Genomic DNA, 25,439 nt, shown 5'->3' with positions numbered 1-25,439 from the left:
GTCCGGATGACGACGATTGCCATCGCTGTGGCGATCGCTGCGGGTGCGGGGTACTGGTTCGCACAGGTGCAACATGCGGCGACGCCCGCCGCGCCGCTCGGCGCCGCGAACGCCACCGCGGCCGCAGCGCCTGCCGCACCCGCGGCCGCGGCCGAAGGGGAGCGCAAGATCCTCTACTACCGCAACCCGATGGGGCTACCCGATACCTCGCCGGTGCCGAAGAAGGACTCGATGGGCATGGACTACATCCCGGTCTATGCCGACGACCAGCCGGACGACAGCGGCACGGTGGTGGTGAGCCCGGCGCGCATCCAGACCCTGGGCGTGAAGACCGCCGCGGTGGAGCTGCGCGCGGTGGATTCCGCCGTGCGTGCCAGCGGCCGGATCGAGATCGACGAGCGCACCCAGGTCGTGGTGGCGCCGCGCTTCGAGGGCTGGATCGAGCGCCTGCATGTGAATGCGGTCGGCGACCCGGTGAAGAAGGGGCAGCCGCTCTTTACCGCCTACAGCCCGGAACTGCAATCGACTGGCGAGGAGTTGCGCATCGCCGAGCGTCTTGCCCGCCAGAGCGCCACTGAGGATCCGGTCGCGAGCGAATCCGCGCGGCGTCTGGCCGAGGCGACGCGTGCGCGCCTGCGCAATCTGGAGGTGGCGGGCCAGGCCGGCGCACGCCAGGTCTTCCACGCACCGGTGAGCGGCGTCGTGCTGGAGAAGGAAGCCATCCAGGGCGGCCGCTTCATGCCCGGCGAGGCGCTGTTCCGCATCGCCGACCTGTCGAAGGTGTGGATCATCGCCGACGTCTATGAACAGGATCTCGCCCGGGTGCAACCCGGCCAGCGTGCGCAGGTCACGCTCGAGGCGTACCCCGGCCGCAGCTTCGAGGCGCGGGTAGGCTATCTGTATCCGACGCTCGACGCCGCCACCCGCAGTACCCGGGTACGGCTCGAACTGGACAACGCTGAGGGCCTGCTGCGCCCGGGGATGTTCGCCCAGGTCGCCCTGGCGGCGGGCGACCCAGCGCCGAAGGCGGTGGTGCCCAGCTCGGCGATCATCGACGATGGCGCGCGCCGGGTCGTGCTGCTCGCGCTCGGCGAAGGGCGCTTCAGGCCGCAGCCGGTGAAGCTGGGCGCGCGCGGCCGGGATGTGGTCGAGGTGCTCGAAGGCGTCGCGGCGGGGGATCGCGTGGTGGTTTCGGCCAACTTCCTGATCGACTCGGAGAGCCAGCTCAAGGCGGCGCTCTCCAATCTGGTCGAACCCGGGGCCGGCGATCAGGCTCGAGCGAGCCCGACCCGTTACGAAACCCAAGGGACGTTCGATGCCCTCGATGCCGAAACGGGCAGCGTGACGATGACGCATGGCGAGATCCCTGCCCTGCAGTGGCCGGCGATGACCATGGACTTCAAGCTTGCCGATCCGGCGCTGGTGAAGGACATCGCCCCAGGCTCGGCGGTGCGCTTCGTGTTCGAGGCCGGCGAGCCGGGCGAGTACATCGTCACCGGCATCGAGCCAATTGCGAGCAGCGCGGCGGCACCGGCCGCCGCCGGCCATGCGGGGCACTGAGATGCACGCCCCCGTGATGGAACCTTCAAGCGCTGTGCCCACCGACACGGCCGCCAACCCGACAACGGCCGGCCTGCTCGATCGCGTCATCGACTGGTCGGCACGCAACGTCTTCCTGGTGCTGCTGGCCACGCTGTTCCTGATCGGTGGTGGCGTGTATGCGGTCAAGCACACGCCGCTCGACGCGCTGCCCGACCTGTCCGACGTGCAGGTGATCGTCTACACCGACTATCCCGGCCAGGCGCCGCAGGTGGTCGAGGACCAGGTCACCTATCCGCTCACTACCTCCATGCTGGCGGTGCCGCGCGCGAAGGTGGTGCGCGGCTTCTCGATGTTCGGCGCGTCCTACGTGTATGTGATCTTCGAGGATGGCACCGACATCTACTGGGCGCGCTCGCGCGTGCTCGAGTACCTGAGCTCGGCTGCCGGCCGCCTGCCGCAGGGCGTCGCGCCGCAGATCGGGCCGGACGCGACCGGCGTGGGCTGGGTGTACCAGTACGCGGTGCTCGGCAAGGACATGAGCCTGGCCGACACGCGCAGCCTGCAGGACTGGTACGTGCGCTACCAGCTCACCAAGGCGCAGGGCGTGTCCGAGGTCGCCAGCCTTGGTGGCTTCGTGCGCGAGTACCAGGTCACGGTCGATCCGCTGCGCCTGGCCGGCTACGGCATCACGCTCGATGCGGTCACGCAGGCGATCCGCGCCTCCAACCGCGACGTCGGCGGCCGCGTGGTGGAGCTCGCCGAGAAGGAGTACATGGTGCGCGGCCGGGGCTACCTGCGCAGCGTGGACGACATCGCCGGCATCGTGTTGAAGGCCGAGCGCGGCACCCCGGTGCGGGTGGGCGACGTCGCCCGCGTCGAGCTGGTGCCGGCCGAGCGGCGCGGCATCGCCGAGCTCAACGGCGAGGGCGAGGTGGCCTCCGGCATCGTGATGGCGCGCTTCGGCCAGAACGCGCTCGACGTGATCGCCAACGTCAAGGCCAAGATCGCCGAGATCACGCCGGGCCTGCCGGCGGGCGCCGAGATCGTGCCGGTCTACGACCGCTCGGAGCTCATCGAGCGCGCGATCGGCAACCTGAAATGGACGCTGCTCGAGGAGAGCCTGATCGTCGCCGCGGTGTGCGTGATCTTCCTGCTCCATGTGCGCAGCGCACTGGTGGCGATCATCACGCTGCCGCTGGGCATCCTGTTCGCCTTCATCGCCATGCGCTCGCTCGGGCTGGGCTCGAACATCATGAGCCTGGGCGGCATCGCGATCGCGATCGGAGCGATGGTGGATGCGGCGATCGTGATGATCGAGAACGCGCACAAGCACATCGAACGCCTGCCCGAGGGCGCCACCCAGCCGCAGCGCGCGGCGGCGATCGTGCTCGCGTGCAAGGAGGTCGGGCCGGCGCTGTTCTTCTCGCTGCTGATCATCACCGTGTCCTTCCTGCCGGTGTTCGCGCTCGAAGGCCAGGAGGGCCGGCTGTTCTCGCCGCTCGCCTTCACCAAGACCTTCGCCATGGCCGGGGCCGCGCTGTTGTCGGTAACCCTGGTGCCGGTGCTGATGCTGTTCTTCGTGCGCGGGCGCATCCTGCCCGAGGCGAAGAACCCGGTGAACCGGCTGCTGATCTGGCTGTACCGCCCGATCATCCAGGGCGTGCTGCGTTTCAAGGTGCTCACGCTCGTGCTCGCCGTGCTGGCGATGGCCGCGACCGTCGTTCCCGCCCGCCAGATCGGCTCCGAGTTCATGCCGACCTTGAACGAAGGCACGCTGTTCTACATGCCGGCGGCGCTGCCGGGGATGTCGGTGACCGAGGCCGGACGCCTGCTCGCCACGACGAACCGCATCATCAAGACCTTCCCCGAGGTGGAATCCGTCTACGGCAAGGCCGGCCGCGCCAACACCGCGACCGACCCGGCACCGCTCGAGATGTTCGAGACGGTGATCAACCTCAAGCCGCAGGATCAGTGGCGGCCGGGGATGACCACCGACAAGCTGATCGCCGAGATGGACGCTGCGCTCAAGTTCCCGGGGCTGGCCAACTCATGGACCATGCCGATCAAGGCCCGCATCGACATGTTGAGCACCGGCATCCGCACCCCGGTGGGGGTGAAGGTCTTCGGCAAGGACCTGGAGACGCTGGAGAAGGTGGCGCAGGCGGTGGAAGCGGCGGTGCGTAAGGTGCCGGGCGCGAGCAGCGCCTACGCCGAGCGCGTGGCCGGCGGCTACTACGTGGACATCGTGCCACGCCGCGACCAGCTCGCGCGTTACGGGCTCACCATCGACATGGTGCAGGACGTGATCGCCACCGCGCTCGGCGGCGAGATGGTGACGACCACGGTCGAGGGCCTCGAGCGCTACGGCGTGTCGGTACGCTATGCGCGCGGCTTGCGCGACGACCCGGCGCGGCTCGCGTCCGACGTCTTCGTGCCGACGATGAACGGCCCGATCCCGCTCGGCCAGGTGGCCGAGGTCAAGCTGACGCGTGGCGCCCCGGGCATCCGCACCGAGAACGCGCTGCTCGCGGCCTACGTGTATGTCGACACCCGCGAGGCCGACCTCGGCGCCTTCGTCAAGCGCGCGCAGCAGGCGGTGGCCGAGGAAGTCGCGTTCCCGCAGGGCTATTACGCCACCTGGAGCGGCCAGTTCGAGAACATGGAGCGCGCCAAGGAGAAGATGAAGATCGTCGTGCCGGTGACGCTGGCGCTGATCTTCGTGCTGCTCTACCTCAACTTCCGCCGGCTCACCGAGACCCTGATCGTGATGCTGTCGGTGCCCTTCGCGCTGGTGGGCGGGGTGTGGCTGATGTGGTGGCTGGGCTACCAGATGAGCGTGGCGGTGGCGGTCGGATTCATCGCGCTCGCCGGGGTGGCGGCGGAGACCGGCGTGATCATGCTGATCTACCTGGACCACGCATGGAAGGCAGTCTGCGCGCGCAGGCAGGCCGAGGGCCGCGCGGCCGGCATCGCTGATCTCTACGCGGCGATCATGGAAGGCGCGGTCGAGCGCGTGCGGCCGAAGATGATGACCGTGGTGGCGATCATGGCCGGCCTGTTGCCCATCATGTGGAGTACCGGCACCGGCGCCGAGGTGATGAGCCGCATCGCCGCGCCGATGGTGGGCGGCATGGTGTCCTCGACCTTGCTGACGCTGGCGGTGATCCCGGCGCTCTATGCGCTGGTCAAGCAGTGGGAGCTGCGCCGCAGCGCCAGGCACGCACCCGCGCAGGCGCTGGCCACGGTGTCGGATCTGTAATGCAGCGGTCAGTGGTGCGACCGCATCATGGGCGCAGGCTGTTTCCAAGGCTCCATCGCCGGGTTACCGCTGAACATCATGAAGACCATGGCGATGCTTGCCCGGCGGAAATCCCTGCGAAGATCCTTCAGTACCCGGTGTCGCCGGACTGCTCGACGCCGCCCGGCCGTTTCAGTCCCGAGCCCGCTTCATAAGGATGCCGATCGACATGAAGACCCTGAAAATCCTCTGGCAGCGACTCGTCACGCCGGAAGGCGACACCTGCGAGCGCTGCGGCAGCGCGCACGATGCCATCGTCCAGGTCATGCCCACGCTGCGGGACGTGCTGCGGCCGCTGGGCATCATGCCCGTCCTGGAGACGCGGGAGATCGCGCTCGACGCCTTCAAGGGCATGCCTTCGGAATCGAACCGGATCTGGATCGCCGGGCGCTCGATCGAGGACTGGCTCGACGCGAGCGTCGGCAAGAGCACCTGCTGCTCGGTCTGTGGCGGGGCGGAGTGCCGGACGCTGGAGATCGGCAGCGAGACCTTCGAGGCGATTCCCGAACAACTGATCCTGAAGGCTGCACTGCTGGCCGCGGCCGCATCCCTCGGCGCTGGCGGCGACGAAGGGTCCGGCTGCTGTGTCCAGCAGCCAGGCTGCCGTCCCGGCGCTTGATCAGCGGACGCCCGAAATGCGGCGACCCGACCCGCTCGGCAGGTTTCTCTTTGCCCTCATCAGTCTCCCGTGGCAGCAACGTCTCTTCGTCCTCTGTCCGCGGGGCCACCGGTCTCAATCCGCTCGCCAGGGGTCGATCACGGCCAAGCCCTCGATCTCGGCAAAATCCAGGGTGTTGCGGGTGGCAAGCGCCATCGCGTGCGTCAACGCGATCGCGGCGATCTGGGCATCCTCGACACTGATTGGCTGGCCGCGCCGGGTGCGGCCAGAGACGATCCGTGCGTAGTGGCTGGCAGAGACTTCGTCGAACGGAAGGCAACGGCCAGCGAAGTCCTCCTCGAACATGGCCTGTGCTGCCATGCTCAGCCCGGCCTGCCGCTTGCCGGGTGGCATCAGGGCCAGACCCAGCTCGATCTCGGCACGGCTGATGGCGCTGGTATGCAGCTCGTGGGCGGATTGCTGGTCGAGCCAGGCAACGACTTGACCCGATGGCTGTGGGCGCATGAACTCGGAGAGGACATTGGTGTCGAGCAGGATCATGCCCCTGCATCCCAGTCGGGTGGCGTGCGTGGCCGCTGGCGATGCGGTAGCTCGAATTCCGCGCCGGCCACGCCGGCGAAGCGCTCGAGCAAGCGCTGCCCGAGTGGCGAGGGTGTGCTGGTGCGCGAGAGGGCCTCGCGCAGGATGCGCCGTGCCTCTTCTTCCATCGACACCCCATGCTGGGCTGCACGGATGCGCAGCGCCGCTTTGGTGGCATCGTCGACATTACGAATCGTCAGTGCGGCCACGTCGGACTCCGTTTGCATGCAATGAATGCAGTGTCAGCAGTGCGTGCAGCCCTGTCAATCCAGTGCGCTCGGCATGGCGGGGTTCGTTCAGTCCTTTAGAAACCCCTGCAGCAACTCGTTCAGAAACCGCCGACCCTGCAGCGTCGGCCGCAGTTTTCCGTCCGCAGTGTCCAGCAGCCCGCGTTCGCGCGCCCGCGCCAGTTCGTCGGTGATGGCCTCGATCGGCACCCCCGTGCGCGCCGCGAACAGCTTCGCCGGAACGCCCTCGGTGAGCCGCAGCGCGTTCATCATGAACTCGAAGGGCAGCTCGGCCACCGACACCTCGCGCGCCTCCTGGATGAAGTCGCCGCGCGCCGCGCCTTCGAGGTAACGCCCCGGGTGCTTGTGGCGCATCTCGCGGCGGATGCCCTCGTGGCTGGAGAGCTTGCCGTGCGCGCCCGGGCCGAGGCCGAGGTAGTCGCCGAAGGTCCAGTAGTTGAGGTTGTGCCTGCTCTGCTCGTGCGGGCGGGCGAAGGCGGAGGTCTCGTAGTGCGTGAAGCCGGCGGCGGCGAGGCGGGCCTCGATGGCCTCCTGCATGTCGGCGGCGGTGTCGTCGTCGGGCAGCGCGGGCGGGTCGTGGGCGAAGGGCGTGTTGGGCTCGAGGGTGAGGTGGTAGCACGACAGGTGCTGCACGCCGAAGCCGATCGCGGTCTCCAGGTCGGCGAGCGCCATGTCGAGGGTCTGGCCGGGCAAGGCATACATGAGGTCGAGGTTGACGCGCTCGAAGTGGGTGCGCGCGGCCTCGATCGCGCGCCGCGCCTCCTCGCCGCCGTGGATGCGGCCGATCTTCGCCAGCATGGCGTCGTCGAAGCTCTGGATGCCGAGCGACAGGCGATTGACGCCGGCGGCGCGGTAGTCGCGGAAGCGTCCGGCCTCGACCGTACCCGGGTTGGCCTCGAGCGTGATCTCGGCGAGCGGGTCGAGCGGCAGCAGCATGCGGATGCCGGTGAGCAGGCCGTCGAGCGTGGTCGCGGACATCAGGCTGGGCGTGCCGCCGCCGATGAAGACGCTATGCACCCGCCGGCCCCAGACCTGGGGCAGGGCGTGCTGCAGGTCGGCGAGCACCGCGGCTAGCCAGGCCTGCTCGGGGATGCCGCCCTCGCGCGGGGCGTGGGAGTTGAAGTCGCAGTAGGGGCACTTCTTCACGCACCACGGGAAATGCACGTACAGGGAGAGCGGCGGCGGGGCCTCGAGCTGCGGGCGTTCGGGCAGGGGCCGGGCGCTCGCGGCCCCGGTGGCCGGCGTCAGCGGGATGATGCGGCGGGTGGTCACGGCGGAATCCGTTCCGTTGCGGCTGCGCTGCAGCTCAAAGAGGGTGCTCGGCGAGGCGGTCGAGCAGGTGGCGCATCGCGGCGCCGCGGTGGCTGAGGGTGTTCTTGAGCGCCGAATCCAGCTCGGCGGCGGTCTGCTCCAGTTCGGGAACCCAGAACAGCGGGTCGTAGCCGAAGCCGCCTTCGCCGCGCGCGGCGGGGAGGATCTCGCCGTGCCATTCGCCGTCGGCGATCAGCGGGCGCGGGTCGTCGGCGTGGCGCACCAGCACCACGGCCGAATAGAAATAGGCGCGGCGCTGCGCGGGCTCTGGGAGGTGGGCGAGCTTTTCCAGCAGCAGGGCGTTGTTGCGCGCGTCGGATCTGGGTTCGCCGGCGAAGCGGGCGGAGATGACCCCCGGCGCGCCGCCGAGCGCCTCGACGCACAGGCCGGAGTCGTCGGCGACCGCCGGAAGGCCGGTGGCGGCGGAGGCGTGGCGGGCCTTGGCGAGGGCGTTCTCGACGAAGCTGGGGTGGGGCTCCTCGGCTTCGCCGACGCCGAACACGGACTGCGGGAGCACCTCGATGCCGAGCGGGGCGAGCAGGGCCTGCATCTCGGCGGCCTTCTTGGCGTTGTTGCTGGCGAGGACGAGTCGTTTGCTCATGCTTGTTCTCCTGGCGAAGCCTGGCGCGGGCCGGGCTCAGGCCGTGAAGATGGCCGAGCGCACCGCGCCACGCTGCAATTCGAACAGCTGCCGGCCCCCGAGTTCGGCGAGGTCGAGCAGGGCGTCCAGCTCGGCGCGCGAGAACGGGGTGCCCTCGGCCGTGCCCTGGACCTCGATCAGGCCGCCGCCCTCGGTCATCACCACGTTCATGTCGGTGTCGCTGTCGGAGTCCTCGGCGTAGTCGAGGTCGAGCACCGGCACGCCCTGGTGGATGCCGACCGACACCGCGGCGACGAACTCGCGCATCGGATTGTGGGCGAGCTTGCCCGCGGCGACCAGGCCGACCAGCGCGTCATGCACGGCGACGCAGGCGCCGGTGATGGCGGCGGTGCGCGTGCCGCCGTCGGCCTGCAGCACGTCGCAGTCGACGACGATCTGGCACTCGCCGAGCGCGCCGAGGTCGACCACCGCGCGCAGGCTGCGCCCGATCAGGCGCTGGATCTCCTGGGTGCGCCCGCTCTGCTTGCCCTTGGCAGCCTCGCGCGCGCTGCGCGTGTGAGTGGCGCGCGGCAGCATGCCATATTCGGCGGTCACCCATCCCTGGCCTTTGCCGCGCAGGAAGCCGGGTACCGTCTCCTCGACACTGGCGGTGCACAGCACGCGGGTGGCGCCGAATTCGACCAGCACCGAGCCTTCGGCATGGCAGGTGAAGCCGCGGGTGAGGCGGATGGCGCGGAGTTGGTCGGGCTGGCGCAGGCTGGGTCGCATCGTGAGGTCCTAGGAGCGGGAGTCGAATTTGTGGATGGCGGCGTTGATCTCGCGGATGGCGCGCTCGATCTCGTCCTCGTCGAGTTCGGCGACGGCCGTCGGACCCGGGCCGGAGAGGTCCAGGCGGGACTCGAAGCCGTCCAGTTCCATGGTGCGGGTGGAGATCGATTCGACGGTCGCGGCGCCGACGGCGTTCTCGTCGTGCCAGCACATCGCCACCATCGACAGGTTGTCGGCGCTGGCGCCGGCCTTGCGCTCGGCGATGTCCATCAGCCGCGGCACCGCCCGGCTGAGCACGCCGGCGGTGAGGTTCACCACCAGGCCGTCGTCGTCGATCGGGCCCCACACGCCGTCCGTGCAGAGCGCGAGCAGGTCGCCGTCGCGCAGCGGGGTGCGCGGAGAATACTCCACCTGCGGGTTGTAGTTGCCGCCGAGGCAGGAATAGATGCGGTTGCGCCCGGGGTGGAGGTGGGCCTCCTCCGGCTTGATCACGCCTTGGTCGATCATCAGCTGGGTGCGCGAATGGTCGCGCGTGCGCGTGACCAGGTGGCCGCGACGCAGCAGGTAGAGTCGCGAATCGCCGGCGTGCGCCCAGTACGCCGCGCCGCGCTGGATCACGCACGCGACCAGGGTGGTGCGCGGCGCCTCCGGCAGCTGGCGGTCGAGCGCATGGTCGAGGATGGCGTGGTGGGCGCGTTCGATCGCGCGCGCGAGGAACAGCTGGGGGTCGGGCAGCAGCGGCCGCGCCTCTGCCTGGAAGCGCTCGGCGATGCACTGCACCGCGATCTGCGCCGCCACCTCGCCGTGCAGGTGGCCGCCCATGCCGTCGGCGACCAGCATCAGCAGGGCGTCGCGCGAGTAGCAGTGGGCGATGCGGTCCTGGTTGTCGCGTCGTTTGCCGGGGCGGCTTTCCTGGTAGATGGTGAAGCGCATGGCGGGTCCTCAGCTGCGGCCGATGAAGGAGCGCAGCCGGCTGCCCAAGTCCGAGAACCAGTGTTCCGGACGCTCGGGGGCGTTTTCTTGATGGATCAGCGCCTTCTGCAGCGCATACACGCTGGGCGGGCGCTGCTGCGGGTCGAGGTGAAGGCACCAGTCGACGAGCTCGAGCAGCTGCCGGCTGTAGCGCCCGGCCTGGGTCCTCGCCAGGGGCTGGAGCGTGTCTTCCCGCGCGCGTTCGTCCGCGCGCGGCGGCGGGCTGCCGACGATGCAGGCGTGCAGGCTCGCACCCACGCTGTAGATGTCGGTCCACGGACCGAGCTGGGCGCCCTTCTCGTATTGTTCCGGCGCGGCGTATCCGGGCGTGTACATCGGCTTGAGCACCGGCTGGTCGCTCATCAGGGTCTGGCGCGCGGCGCCGAAGTCGAGCAGCACCGGGGTGCCGTCGTTGCGCAGGTAGATGTTGGACGGCTTGATGTCGAGGTGCATGAGCTTGTGCGCGTGCACCTCGCGCAGGCCATTGAGCATGCGCGCGAACACCGCGCGGATCAGCATCTCCTTGACCTCGCCGCGGTGCTTGCGGATGTAGTCGTGCAGGGTGCGGCCGCGCTCGAACTGCATGACCATGTACACCGTGCCGTTGGCGCGGAAGAAGTTGAGCACCCGCACCACGTTCGGATGCATCAGCTTGGCGAGCGAGCGGCCTTCCTCGAAGAAGCACTTCATGCCGTAGCGGAAGGCGAGGCGATGCTCCTCGCTGACCTGCGGTTCGGTCTCGCCTTCCTTGCGCAGGGCGAGCGAGTTGGGCAGGTATTCCTTGATCGCCACGGCCATGCCATGCGCGTCGCGCGCGAGATAGACGATCGAGAAGCCGCCCAGCGACAGTTGCCGCTCGATGCGGTACTGGTCGAGCTGAAACCCCGGTGGCAGCGCGCAGTTGGCTTGAGACGGCATCTTCGAGAGCGCTAGAATCGCTGTTTTCGCGGTTTCATTCCTGATCCAGGCGCCCAGTTTATCCGATCGGGCGCGGTCCCCGGAGCGCCCCATGGTCCAGAGCATGACAGGTTTCGCGGTTCAGACGCGAGACCTGGGTAGTGTCAGCCTTCATCTCGAGCTGCGCAGCGTCAACTCGCGCTATCTCGATCTCGGCTTCCGCATCGTCGACGACCTGCGCGCCGCGGAGCCCGCGATCCGCGAGCGCATCTCCGCGCGCCTCGGCCGCGGCAAGGTCGAATGTCGCCTCAACCTGCAGGCCGGCCACGCCGCGCCGCGCAGCATGGCGCTCAACGGCGCGCTGCTCGACCAGCTCGCCGCTGCGCAGGACGGCTTGCGTGCGCGCTTCCCCGACGCCGCGCCGCTGTCGGTCAACGAGCTGCTGCGTTGGCCGGGCATGCTCGCCGACGACAGCCTCGGCTTCGACGAGATGCTGCCGGCGATCGTCGAGCTGACCAACACCGCGCTCGACGAGCTCGTCGCCACCCGCCAGCGCGAGGGCGACAAGCTCGCCGACATGATCCGCGAGCGCGTCGCACGCATGCGCGAGCTCGTCGCCCAGGCGGCCCCGCGCATGCCGGCGGTGGTGCTCGAGTACCAGGAGCGCCTGACCGCCAAGCTGCGCGACGCCGTCGCCAGCCTGGACGAGGACCGCGTCCGCCAGGAGGTCGCGCTCTACGCCCAGCGCATCGACGTGGACGAGGAGCTGACCCGCCTGTCCACCCACCTCGACGAGGTCGAGCGCATCCTGAAGAGCGCCGGCGCCGCTGGCAAGCGGCTCGACTTCCTCATGCAGGAGCTCAACCGCGAGGCCAACACCCTGGCCTCCAAGTCGCCCGCCACCGACATCACCGCGATCGCGATGGAGATGAAGGTGCTGATCGAGCAGATGCGCGAGCAGGTGCAGAACCTCGAGTGAGGAATGTCCGCCCCCGGGGAGCGGGGAGGTGGAAGGGCCGGGTGCCGGTCTACGGTCTATCGAGCACGTGCCGTTCGTGGTAACAAGAGGGCCTCCACCCGGCCGCTTCAGGTTTTTTCCGGCTGGCCTGGAGACCCTTGTGCGGGCGGGCACGGCAGCGCTGCAATCGCCAGCGCCCGGCAGCCTCCGCGCATGTTTGTCCCCGGATCAGACGGAGAGAAATGATGACTACATCGACATGGAGTGCTTCCGGCGCCGCAGCATTCGCCGCTTGTGTGGCTGCTGCAGCGACACCGGCCTTCGCCGCGGCTCCCGCTGACTGGGCAGCCATCCCGGTGCAGACGGTGACGCTGTTCTATCCCGGGCAGGTCGATTACGGCTGGCTGCGCAGCGCGGAGCACAAGCGTGCCAATGCCAAGGTCAGGGAGGGCGAAGCCTGTCTGTCCTGCCACGAGGGCGAGGAGGCCGAACTCGGCGCCACCCTCGTCAAGGGCGGGCGGCACGAACCGGTCCCGATCGCCGGCAAGCTCGGTGCGATCGCGCTCCAGGTCCAGGCCGCCCATGACGACGCCAATCTGTACCTCCGCTTCCAGTGGAAGACGCAGATGGCGCGGGCCGGGCAGATGCACGACTACATGATGTACGACGGCGAGAAGTGGGCCTTCATCGGCGGGCCGCGCTCGAAGGAAGCAGTGCGCAGCGGCGCCCAGCCGCCGCTCTACGAGGATCGCCTGTCGGTGATGATCGACGACGGCAAGGTGCCGATGTTCGCCAACCAGGGCTGCTGGCTGACCTGCCACACCGGGATGCGCGACATGCCCGGAGAGCCGACCAAGGAGCAGGTCCAGGCCCATCCGCTGATCGGCCAGACGCACAAGGAAAGCGACGTGCGCAAGTATCTGCCGGCCACGCGCACGGACGAGGCGGCGAGCTGGGACGAGACCCGCACGCCGGAGGAGATCGCCCGCCTCAAGGAGGCGGGCGCCTTCGTCGAGCTGATGCAGTGGCGCGGTCATCGCAGCAATCCGGTGGGCATGGCCGACGATGGCTACGTGCTCGACTATCGCCTCGTCGACGCCGGCAAGGGCCCGTTCGGCTGGAACGTCGACCGCAAGACCATGACGCCGAAGTTCATGTTCGACCCGGCGAAAGTCGGTGTGAAGGCGCTTGCGCTCGCGGATGTCGGCAACGCGTCGAAGCCGCACGCGCTGATCCGGGAAGACAACGCCGTGGCCTACGATCCGGCCGCGGGCTGGAAGAAGGGCGACGTCCTTCCCGGGCGCCTGCTCTCACGCGCCGACGCGAGCGGTTCGGCGGCGGACAATGCCGACGTCCGCGGCGAGTGGGCGGACGGCCAGTGGACGGTGCTGTGGACGCGCAAGCTCGACACCGGGCATGCCGACGACGACAAGGCCCTGAAGCCGGGCGGCGTCGTCAACGTGGGCTTTGCCGTTCATGACGACAACGTCACAACGCGTTTCCATCATGTGTCCTTCCCGCTGACCCTGGGGGTCGGCACGAAAGCCACCATCTCCTCGGTCGCGCTCGAGTGAGCGCCTTCCGGCAACGCTTGCGGTTGCAGCACGCTGCCGCCCGCCCGGCGGCTCCCCTCGGCGGCCGTTCTGCTGCGTCGGCCGCCTCCCATCCCTCTGCCGGTGCGCTGCACCGGCCCTGAGACAACGACCATGGCCGGAACCCTTTTCATCGTCACCGCGCCCTCGGGCGCCGGCAAGACCACCCTGGTGCGCGGGCTGCTGCAGCGCGACCCGCGCGTGCAGCTGTCGATCTCCTACACCACGCGCGCGCCGCGCCCCGGCGAGCAGGACGGGCGCGAGTACAACTTCGTCGACGTGCCCACCTTCCGTGCCTTGCGCGACCGCGGCGAGTTCCTCGAATGGGCCGAGGTGCACGGCAACTACTACGCCACCTCGCGCGTGTGGCTCAAGCAGCAGGTCGAGGCCGGGCGCGATACCCTGCTCGAGATCGACTGGCAGGGCGCGCAGCAGGTGCGCAAGCACTTCCCGGACGCGGTCGGGGTCTTCATCCTGCCGCCCTCGATGGATGAACTCGAGGCCCGCCTGCGCGGTCGCAATACCGACAGCGACGAGGTCATCAGCCGCAGGTTGCTCGGCGCGCGCGGGGAAATGCGCCATGTCGCGGAATTCGACTACGTTATAATCAACGACGAAATCGATGCCGCACTCGACGACCTCGTCGCCGTGGTGCGCGCCGCGCGTTTGCGCTGCGCCAAGCAGCACCAGCGGCATCCCGAGTACTTCGCCTTTCTCGAACAGGATTGAACATGGCCCGCATCACCGTAGAAGACTGCCTCAAGAGGATCCCGAACCGCTTCCAGCTCACCCTGGCGGCGACCTATCGTGCCCGCCAGCTCACCGCTGGCGGCACGCCGCAGATCGACGTCGATCCGCTCGACCGGGACAAGCCGACCGTGATCGCGCTGCGCGAGATCGAAGCGGGCAAGGTCGGCCTCGAGATGCTCAACCGCGGCCAGGCCTGAAATCGCCCGGGGGTTGCATGAAAGCCGCCGAAGCAGGCCCAGCCCCCGAAGTCTTCCGCCCGCCGGTGTCGAGCGTGCTCGCGCTCGACTTCCAGCAGCTCAAGACCAAGCTGCAGACCTACCTCCGGCCCGAGGACGTGGGCCGCGTCGAGGCGGCCTACCACTTCTCCGCCGATGCCCACGCCGGCCAGTTCCGCGTCAGCGGCGAGCCCTATGTCAGCCACCCGGTGGCGGTGTGTTCGCTGGTCGCCGACTGGCACCTCGACCCGCAGGCGCTGATCGCCGCGCTCCTCCACGACGTGATGGAGGACACCCACATCACAAAGGCGGAGATCGCCGAGCGCTTCGGCAAGGTCTCCGCCGAACTCGTCGACGGCCTCTCCAAGCTCGACAAGATCGAGTTCCGCTCGCAGGAAGAGGCGCAGGCGGAGAACTTCCGCAAGATGCTGCTGGCGATGGCGAGCGACCTGCGCGTCATCCTCATCAAGCTCGCCGACCGTCTGCACAACATGCGCACGCTGGACCACATGCGTCCGGCCAAGCGCCGCCGCATCGCCAACGAGACGCTCGAGATCTACGCGCCGATCGCCAACCGGCTCGGGCTCAACGACCTCTTCCGCGAGCTGCAGGAGCTGTCCTTCCGCAACAAGTACCCGCTGCGCTTCGAGGTGCTCGCCAAGGCGATCCGCTCGGCGCGCGGCAACCGCCGCGAGGTGGTCGGCAAGATCCTCGCCAGCATCGAGGAGCGCCTGCCGCAGTGGGGCATCGCCGCCGAGGTGCAGGGGCGCGAGAAGCACCTCTACGGCATCTACCGCAAGATGGTCGAGAAGCACCTGTCCTTCTCGCAGGTGCTCGACATCTACGGCTTCCGCGTCATCGTCAAGGACGTGCCGAGCTGCTACCTCGCGCTCGGTGCGTTGCACTCGATGTACAAGCCGGTGCCGGGCAAGTTCAAGGACTATCTGGCCATCCCCAAGGCCAACGGCTACCAGAGCCTGCACACCACCCTGATCGGTCCCTTCGGCATGCCGGTCGAGGTGCAGATCCGCACCCGCGAGATGCACCACATCGCCGAGACCGGCGTGGCCTCGCACTGGCTGTACAAGGAAGACGAGAAGACCCTCACCGAGCTGCAGCAGAAGACGCACTCCTGGCTGCAGTCCCTGCTCGAGCTGCAGTCGGCCTCGGGCGAGGCCACCGAGTTCCTCGAGCACGTCAAGATCGACCTCTTCCCCGGCGAGGTCTACGTGTTCTCGCCCAAGGGCAAGATCTTCTCGATGCCCAAGGGCTCGACCCCGGTCGACTTCGCCTACGCGGTGCATACCGACGTCGGCAATCGCTGCGTTGCCTGCCGCATCAACGGCGACCTGATGCCGCTGCGCAGCGAGCTGCGCAATGGCGACCAGGTCGAGATCATCACCGCGGCCCACGCCAACCCCAACCCGGCCTGGCTGTCCTACGCGCGCACCGGCAAGGCGCGCGCGCAGATCCGCCACTTCATGAAGAACGCGCAGCAGGACGAGTCGGTCACGCTCGGCGAGCGCCTGCTCAACCAGGCGCTGCGCCCGCACGGGCTCACCCTCGGGCAGATCTCCAGCTTCGCCTGGGACCGCTTCCTGCGCGACCGCGGCGTGCGCCACAAGAAGGAGGTCTTCTCCGACCTCGGGCTCGGCAAGCGCCTGCCGGTCATCGTCGCGCGCCGCCTCGCCGAGGCGCAGGACCTCGAGTCCGGTCGCCCGGACGTGGTCAAGCCCAAGCCGGCGGGGGCGATCAGCATCCGCGGCTCGGAAGGTGTGGCGGTGCAGCTCGCGCGCTGCTGCCATCCCATCCCGGGGGACCCGATCATCGGCACCCTGCGCAAGGGCCAGGGCCTCGAAGTCCACACCCACGACTGCCCCAACGTGGCCAAGCTGCGCGGCGACCGCGGGCGCTGGGTGGATGTCGAGTGGGAGCACATGGTCGACGACCGCCTGTTCGACGTCGGCATCCGCGTGCTCAGCCACAACGCCTGCGGCGTGCTGGCGCGGGTGGCGAGTGCGATCGCCGAGGAGGACAGCAACATCCAGAGCGTCAGCATGGATGGCGGACAGGGCGAATACACCGCGCTCAACTTCACCGTGCAGGTGCACGACCGCATGCACCTGGCGCGCGTGATGCGCGGCGTGCGCAGGGTGCAGGAAGTGGTGCGCATCGGACGCGTCAAGGCCGACGGCCGCGTCGGCTGAGGACCCCGCCGTCCGCCGACGCTGCTAGAATGCGCGCCGACCGCGACGCCTCTGTGGCGCCGCACGTGAACCCACGGGGGACCCGACATGGCGATGTACGAATCCGATCACACCAAGTTCATGCGCGAGTGGATGGAGAAGCACCCGGAGCAGCGCGACGAGCAGAAAGAGGGCCGTGCCCTGTGGTGGGACAAGCCGCAGAGCGTCGAGGAGCAGAAGCGCGTCGCCGCCGCCCGCGTGCCGGTCAAGCCCTACTACTACGACATCAACAACTGATCCGGCATGACGCGCCGGGGGTGACGCGGCTGTGCTCGCGCCGCCGCCCGCTCCGGCCGCGGCGCCTCGTCCCTCCGTTGCAAGCTCGCCTCCGGCATCGCGTCAGGCCGACATGAGCCTGCCGAGTCGTCTCGCCTTCATCGATGTCGAGAGCACCGGCGCGCACCCGGTGCGCGACCGCATCACCGAGATCGCCATCCTGCGCGTCGAGGACGGCGAGGTCGTCGCGCGCTGGGAGAGTCTGGTCGCGCCCGGCCAGCCCATCCCGCCGCTGATCGAGGAGGTCACCGGCATCTCCGACGCCATGGTGGCCGAGGCGCCCGCCTTCGAGGTGTTGGCCGATACGGTCGCCGCGCTGCTCGAGGGCTGCGTCTTCGTCGCCCACAGCGCGCGCTTCGACTACGGCTTCATCCGCAACGCCTTCACCCGCATCGGTCGCGAGTTCGAGGCGCCGGTGCTGTGCACCGTCAAGCTGTCGCGCGCCCTCTACCCCGAACACCACCGCCATGGACTGGATGCGCTGATCGAGCGCCACGGCCTCGTCTGCGCCGCGCGCCACCGCGCGATGGGCGACGTCGAGGTGTTGTGGCAGTTCGTGCGCGGGCTGGAGGCCGGCTTCGCGCCCGAGGTGCTGGCGCGCGCAGCCGCACGCGCGATGAAGGCGCCGACGCAGCCGCCCGGCTTGCCCGAAGGCATGCTCGAGGCCCTGCCCGACGCCCCCGGGCTCTATCTTTTCCACGCCCAGCCCGAGCCACCGCCTGCGGGCGCGCGCGACCCGGCACTCTTCGTCGGGCGCGCGCAGAGTCTGCGCGCGCGGGTGCGCGAGCATTTCGGCGCGGGTGCGCGCAAGGGGCGCGACGCCGAGCTGGCGGCGCGGGTGAAGCGGGTGGAGTGGATCGAGACCGCCGGCGAGCTCGACACCTCGCTGCGCGAGAACGCCCTGCTGCGTGCGCTGGCACCGCCGTACAACCGTCCGCAGGAGCCCGCCGAGGCCGCCTTCGCGCTGCGCCTGCTGCCCAGGCGGCGGCGCGCGCCGATCTACGAGACGGTGGCGATCGCCGGCACCGACCCGGCGGACTGGCACGACCTCCATGGCGTGTTCCGCAACCGCCGCGAGGCGGACAACCTGCTGCGCGAGCTGGCGCTGTTGTACCGGCTGTGCCCGCGCCGGCTCGGCCTCGAGGGCGGCAGCGGCCCCTGCACCGCGCACGCCGCACGGCGCTGCGCGGGCGTGTGCGCGCGGCGCGAGACCCCCGAGGAGCACGACGCCCGCCTCGCCGGCGCGCTCGCCGGGGTGGGCGTCAAGCCCTGGCCGTGGGCGGGGCCGGTGGCGGTGGAAGAGGTGCGCGCGCACGGCCCGCACCGGCTGCAGGTGTTCGACCGCTGGTGCCACCTGGGCAGCGCGCAGGACGAGGCCGGCGCGCTCGCCCTCGCCGCGGCGCCGCGCGCCTTCGACGCCGACGTCTGGCGCATCCTCGCGCGCTGGCTGGCGGTGCCGGCCCATCTCGCGCAGGTGCGCGTGCTCGCCGCGCAGGCGGGCGAAGGGGAGCGGGGCGGTTAAGCGGCGCAGGCTGCCGCGGTGGTGCCGGCCACGAACGATGCGCCGGACGCGGCCTAGTGCGCCGCGCAGTCGCGCAGCTGCGACAGCTTGCTGAGCACCATGCCGCGGCGGCCGCGCGGCTGGATCATGCCGTCGCGGGTGAGCTGCGAGAGGATGCGCGACAGCGTTTCCGGGGTCAGGTTGAGCTGCGCGGCGATGGTCTGCTTGTCGATGTCGAGGCGGATCTCGCAGCGCTCGGCATCTTCCGGCGCGAGCCGGGTCAGGTAGTGGGCGACGCGCTGCGTGCCGCTGAGCTGGAACTGAACCTGCATGGTCGACATCAGATCGTAGCTGGCTTCCGCGAGCCGGTTGCTCATCGACACCGAAAAGGCGGTCGAGCTCACCATCGCGGTGCGCAGCGCGGCGGTCGGCACCAGCAGCAGCTCGCTCGTTCCGATCGCCTGGGCGTTGGCCACGTGTGGGCGGTTGATCAGCGCGGCCTCCTCGCCGAAGAAGCTGCCGGGCTCGGCGAGGCGGACGATCTTCTCGCCGCCCGAGGGCGAGAGGACGAAGCATTTGACTCTTCCGTCGAGCACCAGGTAGATACCGCGCGGACAGTCCTCCTGCTGCACGAGGAGTTCGCCGCGGACGGCGTGGATCGGCCGCGCGGCGGCGAGCACGCGCTCGCGGGCGCAAGGGTCGAGCATGTCGAAGGGAGCGAAGCGGGCGAGCAGGTCGCTGGCGTCGGGGGCGAGGGAGGGGGGCCTGCAGCTCATGCGGATCTCCTGCGGACGTCGGCGTGGTTTTCCAGTCGGTAGACTAGCCGCTGGTTTCCACCCTGCATGGCGTCGCGACCTGCAGCGGGGCGCGCGCGTGTTTTTGGCATACCTCCGAAGAGGTATCCGCGGATTTTGGCAAGTCACTGAAAAGTAGACGCAAAGGTCGAGGCTTGCAGGCGTTGCAGCCGAGGATCGAAGTGGAAGGGGTATGTCCACGTTGTTGTCCCGGATCGCGTCCGGATGGAGATTTCACATGTATCTGGCGGTCCCCCGCCTGCTCGTGAGGCGCTCGATCATGCTGCTGGTGTCGGTCGCCCTCGTGGCGATGACGCTGATCGGGCTGGCGGGCATGAGCGCATCCTTCGTCGTGGTGGATCGCAGCCGCGACAGCGTGCAGGCGATCGCCGTGGCCAGCACCCTGCGCGGCCATACCCAGCGGATCGCCAACCTGATCGCGATCGATGCGCTCAAGGGCCGCATCGGTGTGTCCGAGCGCACGCGCGCGGCGATGGCCGACATCGAGCGCGAGCTGCAGCAGGCCGCGCTGCGCCGCTTCGTGGACGAGGCCCCGGGAGAGCTCTTCGCGGCGACCTACCGCGGCGTGCAGGCGGGTTGGGAGCGCTCGGTGCGGCCGCGGATCGAGGCGCTCGCCGGGCCTGTGCCGCCGGATGCGCGCGAGGTCGAGACGCTGCTCGCCGGGGTCGACGACTTCGTCGGTCAGGTCGATAGCCTGGTCGCGGTGCTCGGCCAGGAGAACGAGCGCCGTATCGACGAGCTGCGCCGCATCCTCGCGCTCGCCGCGGCGGTGACGCTGGGGGTGGTGCTGGTGGTGATCGTCTTGCTGCAGCGGGCGCTGCTGCGCCCGCTCGGTGGCCTGCTCGACGCCGCACGCCGCATCGCCGGCGGTGATTTCGGCGTGCGCGTGCGCTACACCGGGGAGGACGAACTCGGCCAGGTCGGCAGCGCCTTCAACCTGATGGCCGACGAACTCGCCCGCCACTATCACCTGCTCGAGCTGCGCGTCACCGAGAAGACCGCCGAGCTGCAGCGCAGCAACCGTTCGCTCGAGCTGCTCTACCACGCCATCGCCCGGCTCTACCAGGCGCCGAGCGCGCCCGACGCCTACGAGGCGACCCTGCGCGACATCGACCGCGTCGCCGGGCTGGAGGGCTCCTTCGTCTGCATCGAGCCGCGCCCCGGCGCCCCCGCGGCGGTGATCGCCTCGTCCATGGGGCCCTGTCCGGATCGCGCCGAGCGCGGCGAGGACGCCTGCGCGGCCTGCCGGGCCGGCTCGGAGGGGCAGGCGCTGGCGCTGCTGTCGCCGACCCTGCTGCGCTTTCCGCTGCGCGACCGCGAGCACCATCACGGCATGCTGCGCCTGTCGCTGTCCGACGGCGCGCGCCTCGAGGACTGGCAGCGCCAGCTCGTCGAGGCGCTGTCGCGCCACATTGGCATGGCGCTCGGCGCGGCACGGCGCACCGAGCAGGAGCGCCTGCTCGCACTGCAGGAGGAGCGCTCGGTGATCGCGCGCGAGCTGCACGATTCGCTCGCGCAGGCGCTGTCCTACATGAAGATCCAGGTCAGCCTGTTGCAGCGCGCACTCGCCGATCCGGCGCGCACGGCGGAGGCGGAGCCGATCCTGGCCGACCTGCGCGAGGGCATCAGCGCCGCCTACCGTCAGCTGCGCGAGCTGCTGGTGTCCTTCCGCCTCGGCCTGTCGGCCGACCTCGCCACCCTGATGGAAGATGCGGCGCGCGAATACGGCACGCGCGGCGGTCTGGAGGTCGAGCTCGCCGTGGAGCTCGGCGCCTGCCAGCTCAGCCCGAACCAGGAGGTGCATGTGCTGCAGATCGTGCGCGAGGCCTTGTCGAACATGGTGCGCCACGCTTCGGCACGCCATGCCTGGGTGGCGCTGCGTGGCGGCGCGGATGGCGAGGTGCTGCTGGAGGTGCGCGACGACGGCTGCGGCATCGGCGCGCCGCCGGCGGATGCCCGCAACCACCACGGGCTGGCGATCATGCGCGAGCGCGCGCGCAGCATGGGCGGGGAAATCGACATCGGGCCGGCGCTGCCGAGCGGTACCCGGGTGTGCGTGCGCTTCCGATCCGCCAACGCGAGCATGGCGGCGATGGCGCAGGGTGATGCGAAGAAGGAAACGGAGACATGAACGAGAGCTGTCGCGTGCTGATCGTGGACGACCACCCGCTGTTCCGACGCGGACTGGTGCAGCTGCTGCGCACGATTCCAGCCTTCGTCCTCGTCGGCGAGGCCGCCAGTGGCGCAGAAGGGCTCGTGCTCGCGCGCGAGCTGCGCCCCGACCTGGTCCTGCTCGACCTCAACATGCGCGACGGCGACGGGCTCGACATGCTGCGCGGCCTGCGCGCGGCGCGCAGCGAGGCGCGCGTGGTGATGGTCACCGTGTCGGACTCCGGCGAGGATGTGGTGGCCGCCTTGCGCGGCGGCGCCGAGGGCTACCTGCTCAAGGACATGGAGCCCGAGGCCATGCTCGAGGCGCTGCAGGCCGTGGCCGCCGGGCGGGTGGTGATCCCCCCGCAGCTCAACCACCTCCTCGCCGCCGCGTTGCGCGGCGAGTCGCGGCCACAATCGGCGGGCGCCGCCGGGCTCACCGAGCAGGAGCTGCGCATCCTCGAGAAGATCGCCGCCGGGCTCCCCAACAAGCAGATCGGGCGCGAGCTCGACATCGCGGAGGGTACGGTGAAGGTCCACGTCAAGCACATCCTGCGCAAGCTCGAGCTGCGCTCGCGCGTCGAGGCCGCGGTGTGGGCGGTGGAGCATCTGCGGGCCTGAGCGGCGGGGAAGGGGGCGCGCGGCAAGCCCGGCTGTATTGAGATGAGTTCGCAGGTTGACTCAGGTCAATAATTGACTGCTGCTACTGGGCTGTAATGGCGGCTGCGCAATTTGCTGGATCGTCCTTGGCTTCCTCCGCATCTCCGCGCGCGGCGAGTTCCCGCCGGAACTTCCTCTTCGGACGCACGCGCGCAGTCGAGCCCGCACTCCGCCCGCCCTGGGCGCTGGAGGAGGACGACTTCGTCGCGCGTTGCACGCGCTGCGAGCGTTGTATCGAGGCCTGTCCCACCACCATCCTGGTGCGCATGGACGGCGGCTTCCCCGGGGTCGATTTCAGCCGCGGCGAATGCAGCTTCTGCGGCGATTGCGTCGCCGCCTGCGAACCTCGCGCGCTTTGGCGCGAGGACGCGTCCGCTGCGCCCTGGGATCGTGTCGCCGTGATCGGCGCAGCCTGCCTGGCGGCGCGCGGCGTCGAATGCCGCGTGTGCGGCGAGGCCTGCCCCGAGGGCGCCATCCGCTTCCGTCCCCGCCTCGGGGGCGTCGCCCATCCCGAACTCGACGCCGCCGCGTGCACCGCCTGCGGCGCCTGCATCGGCCCGTGCCCGACGCGTGCGATCGACACGCGCGTGCGCAATCCCCTCCCTACGGAGAGCGCAACATGAATATTGCAAGTCTGGTCGTGCGGGCCTTTCCCGCGGATTTCCCCGAGATCGTCGAGGGCCTGAAGAAGGTGCCCGGGGTCGAGTTGCACGGGCAGTCCGCCGAGAAGGGCAACATCGTCATCACCATCGAGGACGGCGCGGGCTGGTCGGTGACCGACTCGATCCTGGCGGTGAACCTGCTGCCCAAGGTGCAGGGGCTGACGATCGCCTACGAATACACCGATGAAGGTCTGGAATTGACGGAGGTCTGACATGAGCATGAATCGACGCGAATTCATCAAGAACAACGCGATCGCCGCGGCGGCCGCCACCGCCGGCATCGGGATCCCGGTCGTCGCCGAGGCGCAGCAGCCCGGCGCGGGCGGCACCAAGGTGCGCTGGGACAAGGCGGCCTGCCGCTTCTGCGGCACCGGCTGCTCGGTGCTGGTGGGCGTGCAGGACGGGCGCGTGGTCGCCACCCAGGGTGATCCGGACTCGCCGGTCAACCGCGGCCTGAACTGCATCAAGGGCTACTTCCTGTCCAAGATCATGTACGGCGAGGACCGCCTTACCAAGCCGCTGCTGCGCATGAAGAACGGCCAGTTCGACAAGAACGGCGAGTTCACGCCGATCTCGTGGGAGCAGGCCTTCGACATCATGGAGCAGAAGTGGAAGAAGGCGATCAAGGAGCACGGCCCCGACTCCGTCGCCATGTTCGGCTCGGGCCAGTGGACGGTGTGGGAGGGCTATGCCGCCTCGAAGCTGATGAAGGCCGGCTTCCGCACCAACAACCTCGATCCCAACGCGCGCCACTGCATGGCGTCGGCGGTGGCCGGCTTCATGCGCACCTTCGGCATCGACGAGCCGATGGGCTGTTACGACGACATCGAGAACGCCGACACCTTCGTGCTGTGGGGCTCGAACATGGCGGAGATGCACCCCATCCTGTGGAGCCGCATCACCGACCGCCGCCTGTCCAAGCAAGGCTGCCAGGTGCACGTGCTGTCGACCTTCGAGCATCGTTCCTACGAGCTCGCCGACAACCCGATGATCTTCGTGCCGCAGACCGACCTGGCGATCCTCAACTACATCTGCAACTACATCATCCAGAACGGCAAGGTGAACAAGGCCTTCGTCGAGCGCAACGTCAAGTTCAAGATCGGCGAGACCGACATCGGTTTCGGCCTGCGCCCGAACCATGTGCTGGAAGCCAAGGCCACGAGCAACGGCTACCCGGGTGCCGAGGGCAAGCCCAAGGGCGACACCGGCGCGGCCAAGGACATCAGCTTCGACGAGTTCGCCAGGTTCGTCTCGGAGTACACCGCCGAGAAGGTGTCGAAGCTTTCGGGCGTGCCGGAGGATCGCCTGGTCAAGATGGCCGAGCAGTATGCCGACCCGAACCGCAAGGTGGTGTCGTTCTGGACCATGGGCTTCAACCAGCACACCCGCGGCACCTGGGTGAACAACATGATCTACAACGTCCACCTGCTCGTGGGCAAGATCTCGGAGCCCGGCAACAGCCCGTTCTCGCTCACCGGTCAGCCCTCGGCCTGCGGCACCGCGCGCGAGGTCGGCACCTTCGCCCACCGCCTGCCGGCCGACATGGTGGTCACCAACCCGATGCACCGCGCGCTCACCGAGGAATTGTGGAAGCTGCCCGAGGGCACGATCCCGCCCAAGATCGGTCTGCATGCGGTGGCGCAGAGCCGCGCGCTCAAGGACGGCAAGCTCAAGTGCTACTGGACCACGACCACCAACAACATGCAGGCGGGCCCCAACGTCAATGACGAGATCTACCCGGGCTGGCGCAACCCGGAGGCCTTCGTGGTGGTGTCCGACGTCTATCCGACCGTCTCCGCGCTGTCGGCCGACCTGATCCTGCCGTGCGCGATGTGGGCCGAGAAGGAAGGCGCCTTCGGCAACGCCGAGCGCCGCACCCAGTTCTGGCGCCAGCAGGTGTCGGCGCCGGGCGAGGCCAAGTCCGACCTGTGGCAGTACATCCAGTTCGCCAAGCGCTTCAAGGTCGAGGAAGTGTGGCCGGAGGAGCTCGTCGCCAAGAAGCCCGAGTACCGCGGCAAGACCCTGTACGACGTGCTCTACGCCAACGGCCAGGTGAACAAGTTCCCGCTCGCCGACGTCGAGAAGGCCAACGGGCATGCGATTCCGGGCTACATGAACGACGAGTCGAAGGAGCTCGGCTTCTACCTGCAGAAGGGCTTGTTCGAGGAGTACGCCGCCTTCGGTCGCGGCCACGCCCACGACCTCGCCGACTTCGACGTCTACCACAAGGCGCGCGGCCTGCGCTGGCCGGTGGTGGACAACAAGGAGACCCTGTGGCGCTTCCGCGAGGGCTATGACCCGTACGTGAAGGCGGGCGAGGGCGTGAAGTTCTACGGCCACAAGGACAACAAGGCGGTCGTGTTCGCGCTGCCCTACCAGGATCCGCCCGAGATGCCCGACGCCGAGTTCGACATGTGGCTGTGTACCGGCCGCGTGCTGGAGCACTGGCACACCGGCTCGATGACCCGGCGCGTGCCCGAGCTGCACCGCTCGGTGCCCGAGGCACAGATCTTCATGCACCCCGAGGACGCGCAGAAGCGCGGCCTGCAGCGCGGAATGGCGGTCAAGGTGGTGTCGCGGCGCGGCGAGATCGTCGCCCGCCTGGAGACCCGCGGCCGCAACAAGCCGCCGGTCGGGCTCATCTTCGTGCCCTTCTTCGACGAAGGCCGGCTGGTGAACAAGCTCACGCTCGACGCCACCTGCCCGATCTCGAAGGAGACCGACTACAAGAAATGCGCGGTGAAGGTCCTTAAGGTCTGATGAGAGGAGGCGCGAGTC

The 25,439-nt window shown here is 69.2% G+C and carries 23 protein-coding genes; 15 read left to right on the top strand and 8 right to left on the bottom strand.

What is annotated here, in order from left to right; all coding sequences use genetic code 11:
- The first annotated feature begins 6 nt into the window (after positions 1–6).
- From ACZ5PP_RS11675 to ACZ5PP_RS11665, 3 genes are all read left to right on the top strand, one after another.
- A complete protein-coding gene (locus ACZ5PP_RS11675; protein WP_273423616.1) occupies positions 7–1,560 on the top strand; it encodes an efflux RND transporter periplasmic adaptor subunit in 1,554 nt (517 codons plus the stop codon).
- Positions 1,561–1,576: 16 nt separating this feature from the next.
- Complete coding sequence (locus ACZ5PP_RS11670) at positions 1,577–4,801, top strand: efflux RND transporter permease subunit (protein WP_464826055.1); 3,225 nt, start codon at positions 1,577–1,579, stop codon at positions 4,799–4,801.
- Between the two features lie 208 nt (positions 4,802–5,009).
- Positions 5,010–5,459 carry a DUF2703 domain-containing protein gene (locus ACZ5PP_RS11665; RefSeq protein ID WP_245537140.1) on the top strand — a complete coding sequence of 150 codons (450 nt, stop codon included), beginning with the start codon at positions 5,010–5,012 and terminating at the stop codon, positions 5,457–5,459.
- 114 nt (positions 5,460–5,573) lie between these two features.
- Here ACZ5PP_RS11665 and ACZ5PP_RS11660 read toward each other — a convergent pair whose 3' ends face one another.
- The 7 genes from ACZ5PP_RS11660 to ACZ5PP_RS11630 form a co-directional block, all read right to left on the bottom strand.
- A complete protein-coding gene (locus tag ACZ5PP_RS11660) occupies positions 5,574–5,999 on the bottom strand; it encodes a type II toxin-antitoxin system VapC family toxin (protein ID WP_004301098.1) in 426 nt (141 codons plus the stop codon).
- Positions 5,996–6,247 carry a FitA-like ribbon-helix-helix domain-containing protein gene (locus ACZ5PP_RS11655; protein WP_231570724.1) on the bottom strand — a complete coding sequence of 84 codons (252 nt, stop codon included), beginning with the start codon at positions 6,245–6,247 and terminating at the stop codon, positions 5,996–5,998. The genes ACZ5PP_RS11660 and ACZ5PP_RS11655 overlap by 4 nt, the downstream gene beginning before the upstream one ends.
- Positions 6,248–6,334: 87 nt before the next feature.
- Entirely contained in the window at positions 6,335–7,558 is a 1,224-nt protein-coding gene (hemW, locus tag ACZ5PP_RS11650; protein ID WP_043744666.1) for a radical SAM family heme chaperone HemW, read from the bottom strand.
- 34 nt (positions 7,559–7,592) lie between these two features.
- Complete coding sequence (rdgB, locus tag ACZ5PP_RS11645) at positions 7,593–8,198, bottom strand: RdgB/HAM1 family non-canonical purine NTP pyrophosphatase (RefSeq protein WP_464826054.1); 606 nt, start codon at positions 8,196–8,198, stop codon at positions 7,593–7,595.
- Between the two features lie 36 nt (positions 8,199–8,234).
- Positions 8,235–8,966, bottom strand: coding sequence for a ribonuclease PH (gene rph / locus ACZ5PP_RS11640; protein ID WP_464826053.1), 732 nt, complete (start codon positions 8,964–8,966; stop codon positions 8,235–8,237).
- A gap of 9 nt (positions 8,967–8,975) precedes the next feature.
- Positions 8,976–9,899, bottom strand: coding sequence for a PP2C family protein-serine/threonine phosphatase (locus ACZ5PP_RS11635; protein WP_012586292.1), 924 nt, complete (start codon positions 9,897–9,899; stop codon positions 8,976–8,978).
- Positions 9,900–9,908: 9 nt separating this feature from the next.
- The gene (locus tag ACZ5PP_RS11630) at positions 9,909–10,856 is read right to left on the bottom strand and encodes a serine/threonine protein kinase (protein ID WP_276656702.1); all 948 of its coding nucleotides are present in this window, start codon (positions 10,854–10,856) and stop codon (positions 9,909–9,911) included.
- 91 nt (positions 10,857–10,947) lie between these two features.
- Here ACZ5PP_RS11630 and ACZ5PP_RS11625 point away from each other — a divergent pair, with 91 nt between their 5' ends.
- From ACZ5PP_RS11625 to ACZ5PP_RS11595, 7 genes are all read left to right on the top strand, one after another.
- Positions 10,948–11,814, top strand: a complete 867-nt coding sequence (locus tag ACZ5PP_RS11625) for a YicC/YloC family endoribonuclease (protein WP_012586290.1) — start codon at positions 10,948–10,950, stop codon at positions 11,812–11,814.
- Between the two features lie 224 nt (positions 11,815–12,038).
- The gene (locus ACZ5PP_RS11620) at positions 12,039–13,367 is read left to right on the top strand and encodes an ethylbenzene dehydrogenase-related protein (RefSeq protein ID WP_138861736.1); all 1,329 of its coding nucleotides are present in this window, start codon (positions 12,039–12,041) and stop codon (positions 13,365–13,367) included.
- A 132-nt stretch (positions 13,368–13,499) separates the two neighbouring features.
- A complete protein-coding gene (gene gmk / locus ACZ5PP_RS11615) occupies positions 13,500–14,114 on the top strand; it encodes a guanylate kinase (RefSeq protein ID WP_004301129.1) in 615 nt (204 codons plus the stop codon).
- A gap of 2 nt (positions 14,115–14,116) precedes the next feature.
- Positions 14,117–14,332, top strand: a complete 216-nt coding sequence (gene rpoZ, locus ACZ5PP_RS11610) for a DNA-directed RNA polymerase subunit omega (RefSeq protein WP_004301130.1) — start codon at positions 14,117–14,119, stop codon at positions 14,330–14,332.
- 17 nt (positions 14,333–14,349) lie between these two features.
- Entirely contained in the window at positions 14,350–16,557 is a 2,208-nt protein-coding gene (locus ACZ5PP_RS11605; protein ID WP_004301131.1) for a RelA/SpoT family protein, read from the top strand.
- 87 nt (positions 16,558–16,644) lie between these two features.
- Positions 16,645–16,833, top strand: coding sequence for a DUF3460 family protein (locus tag ACZ5PP_RS11600; RefSeq protein ID WP_004301132.1), 189 nt, complete (start codon positions 16,645–16,647; stop codon positions 16,831–16,833).
- A gap of 112 nt (positions 16,834–16,945) precedes the next feature.
- Positions 16,946–18,394 (top strand): exonuclease domain-containing protein, encoded by a 1,449-nt coding sequence (locus ACZ5PP_RS11595; protein ID WP_012586287.1) that lies wholly within the window; start codon positions 16,946–16,948, stop codon positions 18,392–18,394.
- A gap of 53 nt (positions 18,395–18,447) precedes the next feature.
- Here the strand turns inward: ACZ5PP_RS11595 and ACZ5PP_RS11590 are convergent, their stop codons facing one another.
- A complete protein-coding gene (locus tag ACZ5PP_RS11590; protein ID WP_012586286.1) occupies positions 18,448–19,149 on the bottom strand; it encodes a Crp/Fnr family transcriptional regulator in 702 nt (233 codons plus the stop codon).
- A 256-nt stretch (positions 19,150–19,405) separates the two neighbouring features.
- On the opposite strand from ACZ5PP_RS11590, the gene ACZ5PP_RS11585 reads away from it, so the two are divergent.
- The 5 genes from ACZ5PP_RS11585 to napA all read left to right on the top strand — a co-directional run bounded on the left by ACZ5PP_RS11585 (position 19,406) and on the right by napA (position 25,421).
- On the top strand, positions 19,406–21,319 hold the full coding sequence (locus tag ACZ5PP_RS11585) for a histidine kinase (protein WP_004314186.1): 1,914 nt from the start codon (positions 19,406–19,408) through the stop codon (positions 21,317–21,319).
- Positions 21,316–21,960: a two-component system response regulator NarL gene (gene narL, locus ACZ5PP_RS11580; RefSeq protein ID WP_004314188.1), complete on the top strand. Its 645-nt coding sequence runs from the start codon at positions 21,316–21,318 to the stop codon at positions 21,958–21,960. The genes ACZ5PP_RS11585 and narL overlap by 4 nt, the downstream gene beginning before the upstream one ends.
- 125 nt (positions 21,961–22,085) lie before the next feature.
- Positions 22,086–22,622 (top strand): ferredoxin-type protein NapF, encoded by a 537-nt coding sequence (gene napF, locus ACZ5PP_RS11575; RefSeq protein WP_041589718.1) that lies wholly within the window; start codon positions 22,086–22,088, stop codon positions 22,620–22,622.
- Positions 22,619–22,873, top strand: a complete 255-nt coding sequence (locus ACZ5PP_RS11570) for a chaperone NapD (RefSeq protein WP_004314191.1) — start codon at positions 22,619–22,621, stop codon at positions 22,871–22,873. The genes napF and ACZ5PP_RS11570 overlap by 4 nt, the downstream gene beginning before the upstream one ends.
- Before the next feature lies 1 nt (position 22,874).
- Positions 22,875–25,421, top strand: a complete 2,547-nt coding sequence (gene napA, locus ACZ5PP_RS11565; protein WP_004314193.1) for a nitrate reductase catalytic subunit NapA — start codon at positions 22,875–22,877, stop codon at positions 25,419–25,421.
- Positions 25,422–25,439: the final 18 nt, after the last annotated feature.

This window comes from Thauera sp. DNT-1 (genome assembly GCF_055393985.1).
Note: the sequence above shows the minus strand (reverse complement) of the source record. Positions and strands in the feature narration are given on the sequence as shown.